This window comes from Streptomyces sp. MnatMP-M17 (genome assembly GCF_900091995.1).
In the GTDB taxonomy this organism is placed as follows: domain Bacteria; phylum Actinomycetota; class Actinomycetes; order Streptomycetales; family Streptomycetaceae; genus Streptomyces.
In genome coordinates this window covers 1-8,800 of sequence record NZ_FMDK01000512.1, presented here as the reverse complement: position 1 = coordinate 8,800, position 8,800 = coordinate 1, and the positions used below count along the sequence as shown (strand labels likewise).

At 69.9% G+C, this 8,800-nt stretch carries 4 protein-coding genes; 3 read left to right on the top strand and 1 reads right to left on the bottom strand.

Annotated features, from left to right (window positions below):
• Positions 1-55: 55 nt before the first annotated feature.
• Positions 56-4,009, bottom strand: a complete 3,954-nt coding sequence (eccCa, locus tag GA0115259_RS22585) for a type VII secretion protein EccCa (RefSeq protein ID WP_093600218.1) — start codon at positions 4,007-4,009, stop codon at positions 56-58.
• Between the two features lie 162 nt (positions 4,010-4,171).
• On the opposite strand from eccCa, the gene eccD reads away from it, so the two are divergent.
• The 3 genes from eccD (at position 4,172) to GA0115259_RS22570 (ending at position 8,749) form a co-directional block, all read left to right on the top strand.
• Complete coding sequence (eccD, locus tag GA0115259_RS22580) at positions 4,172-5,653, top strand: type VII secretion integral membrane protein EccD (RefSeq protein ID WP_093600215.1); 1,482 nt, start codon at positions 4,172-4,174, stop codon at positions 5,651-5,653.
• Between the two features lie 216 nt (positions 5,654-5,869).
• On the top strand, positions 5,870-6,160 hold the full coding sequence (gene rpsO, locus GA0115259_RS22575) for a 30S ribosomal protein S15 (protein ID WP_093600212.1): 291 nt from the start codon (positions 5,870-5,872) through the stop codon (positions 6,158-6,160).
• Positions 6,161-6,523: 363 nt separating this feature from the next.
• Entirely contained in the window at positions 6,524-8,749 is a 2,226-nt protein-coding gene (locus GA0115259_RS22570) for a polyribonucleotide nucleotidyltransferase (protein WP_093600209.1), read from the top strand.
• Positions 8,750-8,800 lie beyond the last annotated feature (51 nt).

The window sequence follows — 8,800 nt, the reverse complement described above, 5'->3', positions numbered from 1 at the left end:
CAGCGGCTGATGTCACTGCGGGCACGCGAGCCCAGCAAGATCCAAACGAGAGGCCCTAGCGGTCCGGCAGCCATCCCACCTGCACCAGCGGCGCGCCGCGCTTGCGCGAGACGAAGGTGCCGCGGCCCGGAGGCATCGGACGGGCCCTGACATTGCCGAGGATGTCGCCCTCGCCCGGATCGCCCGAGAGGATCACGCCCTGGGCGCCCAGCTCCTTCATCCGCTGCATGAACGGCTCGTACATCGCACGCGAGGCGCCCGCAGCGCTGCGCGCGACGATGAAGCGGATACCGACGTCCCGCGCGAACGGAAGATGCTCCACCAGACTCGCCAGCGGATTGCCCGAGTTGGTCGCGACCAGCTCGTAGTCGTCGATGAGCACGAAGAGCTGCGGACCGTTCCACCAGCTCCGGTCGCGGAGCTGCTGCGGAGTGATGTCCGGCTTCGGCGCCCGCTTCTGCATCACCGTGCCGATGGCGTCCATATGCATCTGCATGGCCGACGCCATCGGCGCGTACTCCAGCAGATGCGAGGACGGTACGGCCTCCAGCATCGAGCGGCGGTAGTCACCGACCACGATCCGCGCCTGCTCCGGCGCGTACCGCTCGGAGAGCTGCTTGGCGATCAGCCGCAGCAGCGCGGTCTTCCCCGACTCGCTCTCGCCGAAGATCATGAAGAACGGGTCGGTCTCGAAGTCGACGAACACCGGCTCCAGATTGGTCTCGTCGATACCGATCGCGATGCCGTGCCGCGGGAACTCGAAGCCCTTCGGAAGCTGTTCGACGGGCAGCTTGCGCGGCAGCAGCCGTACGGTCGGCGCCGCCGGTCCCGTCCAGCCCTCCTTGACCGCGCGGACGAACGCCGTCTGGCCGTCGGAGAGATCGGCGGCGCCGCTCACTCCGTCGATCCGCGGCAGCCCGCCCATGAAGTGCAGCTTCTCGGGCACCTGGCCACGGCCCGGCACTCCCGTGGGCACATTGGCCGCGACCTTGCGGTCGAACTCCGAGTCCATGACATCGCCGAGCCGCAGCTCCAGCCGGCCCAGCATCTGGTCCTTGAGCGCCGCGCGCACCTCCATGTAGCGGGCGGCGGTGACCACGACATGGACGCCGTAGCCCAGACCGCGCGCCGCCAGATCGGAGATGACCGGCTCCAGCATGTCGTAGTCGTTCTTGAAGCCGCCCCAGCCGTCGATGACCAGAAAGACATCGCCCCAGGCCTCGCCGGGCAGTTCGCCCGCCGCGCGCCTGCGCCGGTAGGTCGCGATGGAGTCGATGCCGTTCGAACGGAAGAACTCCTCGCGCCGGTTGAGCACTCCCAGCACCTCCGCGACCGCGCGCCGGACCCGTTCCGGATCGAGCCGGGACGCGACTCCGCCGACATGCGGCAGATCGGCGAGCGAGGAAAGCCCGCCACCGCCGAAGTCCAGTGCGTAGAACTGCACTTCGTGCGGAGTGTGGGTGAGGGCGAACGACGCGATCAGCGTCCGCATCAGCGTCGACTTGCCGGACTGCGGACCGCCCACCACGAGCATATGGCCGGCCGCGCCGGAGAAGTCCCGGTAGAGCACCTCGCGGCGCTGCTCGAAGGGCTTGTCGATCAGACCGAGCGGTACGGTCAGACCGCCGGGCCTGGTGTACTCGGTCGCGTTCAGCCCGCGCTCCGCCGTCACCGCGATCCCGGGCAGCAGCTGGTCGAGCGTCGGCGCCTCGTCCAGCGGCGGCAGCCACACCTGGTGCGCGGGCACTCCCTGCCCGTCCAGCCGGCGCACGATCACATCGAGGACCGTGTCCGCCAGCGCGTCGTCCTCCGAGGTCGAGGGCGTGAGCGCGGCGGCCGGATCCGGCGCCGCGTACACCACGGGCACCGGAGTGGCCGTGAAGAGCGCGGGCCGCCGCTCGACATGCAGCTGTCCCACCGAGAGATCGGGACCGCCGGTGCGGTACGTACCGGAGACATACGCCGCCTTGAAACGGGTCATCTCGTCCGTACCGAACTTGAGATAGCCGGAGCCGGGCACCGACGGCAGGTGGTACGCGTCGGGCACGCCCAGCGCCGTACGCGACTCGGCCGCCGAGAACGTCCGCAGACCGATCCGGTACGAGAGATACGTGTCGAGCCCGCGCAGCTTGCCCTCCTCCAGCCGCTGCGAGGCCAGCAGCAGATGCACCCCCAGGGACCGGCCGATCCGGCCGATCTGGATGAACATGTCGATGAAGTCGGGCTTGGCGGTGAGCAGTTCGGAGAACTCGTCGATCACCAGCACGAGCGAGGCCAGCGGCTCCAGCGCCGCGCCCGCCGCCCGCGCCTTCTCGTAGTCGTGGATATTGGCGTAGTTGCCCGCCGAGCGCAGCAGCTCCTGACGGCGCTGGAGTTCACCGCGGATCGCGTCGCCCATCCGGTCGACCAGCGTCAGATCGTCCGCCAGGTTGGTGATGACCGCCGCCACATGCGGCATCTGCGACATCCCGGCGAAGGTCGCACCGCCCTTGAAGTCCGCGAGGACGAAGTTCAGCGTCTCCGAGGAGTGCGTGACGGCGAGCCCGAGCACCAGCGTACGCAGCAGCTCCGACTTGCCGGAACCGGTCGCGCCGACACAGAGCCCGTGCGGTCCCATGCCCTCCTGCGCGGCCTCCTTGAGGTCCAGCATCACCGGCTGGCCGTCCTCGCCGACACCGATCGGCACCCGCAGCCGCTCGGCCGTCGACCTGGGCCGCCAGGTGCGGGCCACATCGACCGCCGCAGCGTCACCGAGATTGAGCAGATCCGTGAAGTCCAGATTGGCGAGCAGCGGTTCGTCCTCGTCGCCGCCACCCGTGCGCAGCGGAGCGAGCTGCCGCGCGAGAGCCTCGGCGGCGGGCAGCGAGATCCCGTCCGGCACGCCCTCGTACGCCAGACCTCCACCCGACTCCAGCCGCAGCCGGCCCGGCCGTACCACCACGGACAGCCCGCCGCGCGGCTCGTCCAGCTCGCCGGAGACGACCTCCACGATCGTCACGCCCTGAAGTCCCTCGGCCGCCGCGAACAGCGAGTCCGGCGGCACCATCCCGCCGTCCAGCACGACCACCACATGCGGCTGGTCCAGCACCGGCTGGCTGTCCCGGCCGAACCGGGGCCGCCCGTCCAGCCTGCCGCGCAGAAGCTGCTCCAGCTCGCCGAGATCGTCGCCGAACAGCCGCTTCGTACCGGCGCCGTCGATCTGTCCCGGGACCTGCGTGTGCGGCAGCCACTTCGTCCAGTCCCAGCGCGCGACCGCTCCGGGCGCCGCCACCACCGCGACCATCACATCTTCGGGCGAGTGCAGCGTCACCAGCTGGGCGACCAGCGCGCGCGCCGCCGAGTGCGCCGACTCCGGCTCGCCCGAGACCGTCACATGGTAGAAAGCGCGCATCGACACAGCCATCGGCAGCCCGTCCAACGAGCCGTGCACCGCGAGGAACTGCTGCATCGCGCCGGCGCACAGCGGCTCCAGCTCATCGACCGGCGCCGTGTCGGGCGCGACCAGCGCGGTGGCGAGCCGCTGCGCGCCGAGCCCGATCCTGAGCTGCCCGAAGTCCCCGTCGCCGACGCGCCGTTCCCACACCCGCGAGCCCTCGGCCACCACCGACCAGAGCTGCTCGGGCGAGGGATGCAGATAGAGCTGGGCATCGCGCTGCGCCCGCGCCGTCCTGCGGACCGTACGCCGCGTCTGCGCGAGGTACTTGAGATAGTCGCGCCGCACATCGGCAATTTGCCCCTGCGTACCGCGACGGAATCTGACGATCTGCGCCACGACCATCGCCAGCGTCGAGAACAGCATCAGCACGCCCATGATCCGCATGAACGGAGGCGCCTGCGGCGAGAAGAAGAAGACCACCGACGAGCCCATGCCGAGCACCGGCAGGACCTGCATCAGCATGCCCTCCTGCTGACCGCGCGGCAGTTCCGGCGGCGCCTCCAAGGCCAGGGCATCCGTGGGCACTTCCGGCGGAAGGGACCGTGGTGGGCGTTTGACGACGATCTGGCTCACCGGCGCATCAATCCCTCAAGACGGACGGGCAGTTCCGTACCGGCGCCCCCGTGGCGACGGTCTCCCTCCGCGCGACGGCGATCCTACTTGCAGACCTTCGCACGGCGCCCCGGTAGGGTGGCGCGCGCAGCGTGCGCAACCGCGAATCAGGGGGACAGACACGTGACTACGACCGCAGCGACCGGCTTCTGCCGCGTCACCGTCGTGGCGCCGGACAGCAGGATCGATGTCGCGCTCCCGGAGGACATTCCCGTCGCCGACATCCACCCGGAGATCCTGAGACTGACCGGCCAGACCCAGACGGCGGGCACTCCCACCGGATACCACCTGGTCCGGCGCGACGGCACCGTACTGGACGGCGCCCGCACCCTGGTCGCCCAGCAGGTGCTCGACGGCGAGGTCCTCAGCCTGCGGCCCTTCGCCGAGTCCCTGCCGCCCGCGGTCTTCGACGACGTCTCGGACGCCGTCGCCTCCGCCGTCCGGCGCGACCGTCATCTCTGGAGCGACGAACTGCTGCGCTCCGCCGGTCTGATCGGCGGAGTCCTGCTGCTCGTCCTCATGGGCTTCGTCCTCTGGTTCGCCGATCCCGTCCGCCACGACATGCACAGCCTTCCCGGTGTGATCGCGGGCGCGGCCGGTGTGCTGCTGACCGCCTTCGCGGGCGTACGGGCCCGGGTCTACGCGGACCGCGCCACCGCCGTCGCGCTCGGACTCGGCGCCCTGCCGCTGCTGCTGATCGCCGGCTCCGGGATCATCGGTCCCGACGCCGGACAGGGCCCGGGACGGCTCCAGTTCCTGCTCGGCTGTGTCACCGTGCTGGTCGCGTCCGTCGTCCTCGTCGCGCTCACGCCGAGCGGCGACGCGCCCTTCGTCGCCGCGACCTTCCTGGCCACCGCCGGCACGCTCGCGACCTTCGTGATGATCCTGACCGAGGCGTCGGCCACCGGGACCGCCGCCGTCTGCGCACCGGTCGCCATCGGGATCGTCGCCTTCCTGCCCGGTCTCTCCGCCCGCTTCGCCCGGCTGCCCATCGGCTACGCGGCACCGCGCAGCGCGACGGGCGGCGAGTACGGCGACGACGCCTTCGCCGATCCGCACGCCTCCTCCGACGCCGAACCCGTCGACGCCGAGCGCATCGCCGCCCAGGCCCGCCGCGGCCACGAGATGCTGCTCGGTCTGGTCGGCGGCTGCGCGGCGGTCGTCGTCGGCGCCGCGGCGGTGCTCGGCTTCTCGGACACCGTCTGGGGCCAGTTCCTCGCCCTCGCGGCCGGTCTCGCGATGCTGCTGCGCGCCCGGCTCTTCCGCTACACCTCGCAGGTCACCTGCGTGCTGGTCGCGGGCATCGCGGCGATCGCGCTGCTGGTCCTCGGCCTCTCCCTGAATCCGCCCGCCGACCTGGTCAGGGAGCTTCTGACCTACGGCGACCGCGGCGCGCTCGACATCCGTACGATCTGGCTCACCGCGAGCGTCGCCGCGGGCGCCGCCCTGATCACCGCGATCGGTCTGATCGTCCCGCACAAGGGCCTCTCGCCCTTCTGGGGCCGGCTCCTCGATCTCGCCGAGGGCGCGGTACTGCTCTCGCTGGTCCCGCTCTGCCTCGCGGTCCTCGACGTCTTCACCGCGGCCCGCGCCCTCACCAGCTAGGCAGCGTCCCCGCCGGGCTCTGTTCCGGGCTCCCGGGCCGTGGCCAGGAGCCTGCCCGGGGACTGGTACCCTGTGTGACGGCCGTGTGTGTACGTGAACCCGGAGCCTCTGCTCCGCGGTCAACGCCCAGCGGACCCCGCCTCCCGAGTAACGGAAGCTCCCCAGAGTATTCGACCTGGGGCACTCGGTGGCCACGAAGACCCACGAGGAGTACGCGTGTCGCTCGACGCCGCTACGAAGAAGCAGATCATGACCGAGTTCGGCACCAAGGAAGGTGACACCGGCTCCCCCGAGGTCCAGGTCGCCATGCTGTCGCGCCGGATCTCGGACCTGACCGAGCACCTCAAGACCCACAAGCACGACCACCACTCCCGTCGCGGTCTGCTGATTCTGGTCGGCCAGCGCCGCCGGCTGCTCCAGTACCTGGCCAAGAAGGACATCCAGCGCTTCCGTGCGCTGGTCGACCGCCTGGGCATCCGCCGCGGTGCGGCCGGCGGTGCCAAGTAAGACACCGTGAAGGGAGCGGTCCCCACCACCGGGGACCGCTCCCTTTGCCGTATGTACGGAACGGTACGAGCACCTGTACGGAACGGTACGGGCACCGGCCCGGGACGGCCGGAATGCCGTCCCTCGGCGAAGCTCAGTAACCTGGACGCACAAGTACAACTGAAGACGTACGAGTACAACTGAAAGAGGAAGAGGAGGAGCGACCTCCGCCGCCGCCGGTCCTCGGTAGTGGCGCCCGGAAGGACGCGCGGCCCATGCCGCGGTCCCGGGTGCTTCGATCGAAGACCGGCCCGCACCAAGGAGCGCTTCTCCGCCACGTCCCCTGCCACACGGGCACCGGACGAAGACGAGGAGAAATCACTAGTGGAGAACGAGACCCACTACGCCGAGGCCGTTATCGACAACGGAACCTTCGGCACCCGCACCATCCGCTTCGAGACGGGCCGGCTCGCCCGTCAGGCCGCCGGCTCCGCCGTCGCCTATCTGGACGACGACACCATGGTGCTGTCGGCCACCACCGCCTCCAAGAAGCCCAAGGACCAGCTCGACTTCTTCCCGCTGACGGTGGACGTCGAGGAGCGGATGTACGCCGCCGGCAAGATTCCCGGCTCCTTCTTCCGCCGCGAGGGCCGTCCCTCCGAGGACGCCATCCTCACCTGCCGGCTCATCGACCGCCCGCTGCGCCCGTCCTTCAGGAAGGGCCTGCGCAACGAGATCCAGGTCGTTGAGACGATCATGGCGCTCAACCCGGACCACCTCTACGACGTGGTCGCGATCAACGCCGCCTCCTGCTCCACGCAGCTCGCGGGCCTGCCCTTCTCCGGCCCCATCGGCGGCACCCGTGTCGCCCTGATCAAGGGCCAGTGGGTCGCGTTCCCGACGCACACCGAGCTGGAGGAGGCCGTCTTCGACATGGTCGTCGCCGGCCGGGTCCTGGACGACGGCGATGTCGCGATCATGATGGTCGAGGCCGAGGCCACCGAGAAGACCATCCAGCTCGTCAAGGACGGCGCCGAGGCTCCCACCGAGGAGGTCGTCGCCGCCGGTCTTGAGGCCGCGAAGCCCTTCATCAAGGTCCTCTGCAAGGCGCAGTCGGATCTCGCCGCCAAGGCCGCCAAGCCCACCGGCGAGTTCCCGATCTTCCTCGACTACGAGGACGACGTCCTGGAGGCGCTCACCTCGGCCGTCAGGTCCGAGCTGGCCCAGGCGCTCACCATCGCGGGCAAGCAGGAGCGCGAGGCCGAGCTGGACCGTGTCAAGGTCCTCGCCGGCGAGAAGCTGCTCCCGCAGTTCGAGGGCCGCGAGAAGGAGATCTCCGCGGCCTACCGCTCGCTGACCAAGTCCCTGGTCCGTGAGCGCGTCATCAAGGACAAGGTCCGTATCGACGGCCGTGGCGTCACGGACATCCGTACGCTCGCCGCCGAGGTCGAGGCCATCCCGCGCGTGCACGGTTCGGCGCTCTTCGAGCGTGGCGAGACCCAGATCCTGGGCGTCACCACGCTGAACATGCTCCGGATGGAGCAGCAGCTCGACACGCTCTCGCCGGTCACCCGCAAGCGTTACATGCACAACTACAACTTCCCGCCGTACTCCACCGGTGAGACCGGCCGCGTCGGTTCGCCCAAGCGCCGCGAGATCGGCCACGGCGCCCTGGCCGAGCGCGCGCTCGTACCGGTGCTGCCGACGCGCGAGGAGTTCCCGTACGCCATCCGCCAGGTCTCCGAGGCGCTGGGCTCCAACGGCTCCACGTCCATGGGCTCGGTCTGCGCCTCCACCATGTCGCTGCTGAACGCCGGTGTGCCGCTCAAGGCGCCCGTCGCCGGTATCGCCATGGGCCTGATCTCCCAGGAGATCGACGGCGAGACCCACTACGTCACCCTCACCGACATCCTCGGTGCGGAGGACGCCTTCGGTGACATGGACTTCAAGGTCGCCGGTACGAAGACCTTCGTCACCGCGCTCCAGCTCGACACCAAGCTCGACGGCATTCCCGCCTCGGTCCTGGCCGCCGCGCTGAAGCAGGCCCGCGACGCCCGCCTCCACATCCTCGATGTGATGAACGAGGCCATCGACGTCCCGGACGAGATGTCCCCGAACGCGCCGCGGATCATCACCGTCAAGATCCCGGTGGACAAGATCGGTGAGGTCATCGGCCCCAAGGGCAAGATGATCAACCAGATCCAGGAGGACACCGGCGCCGACATCACGATCGAGGACGACGGCACCATCTACATCGGTGCCGCCGACGGACCGGCCGCCGAGGCCGCCCGCGCCACGATCAACGGCATCGCCAACCCGACCATGCCGGAGGTCGGCGAGCGCTATCTGGGCACGGTCGTCAAGACGACCACCTTCGGCGCGTTCGTGTCGCTGCTCCCGGGCAAGGACGGTCTGCTGCACATCTCGCAGATCCGCAAGCTCGCCGGCGGCAAGCGCGTGGAGAACGTCGAGGACGTCCTCGGTGTGGGCCAGAAGGTCCAGGTCGAGATCGCCGAGATCGACCAGCGCGGCAAGCTCTCCCTCATCCCGGTGATCGAGGGCGAAGAGGCCGCGGACTCCGAAGAGGCGAAGGACGACGCGACCCAGTGACGGCCGGCTTCCAGGCGACGGCCCGCACCTCCTCGGAGGCGCGGGCCGTCG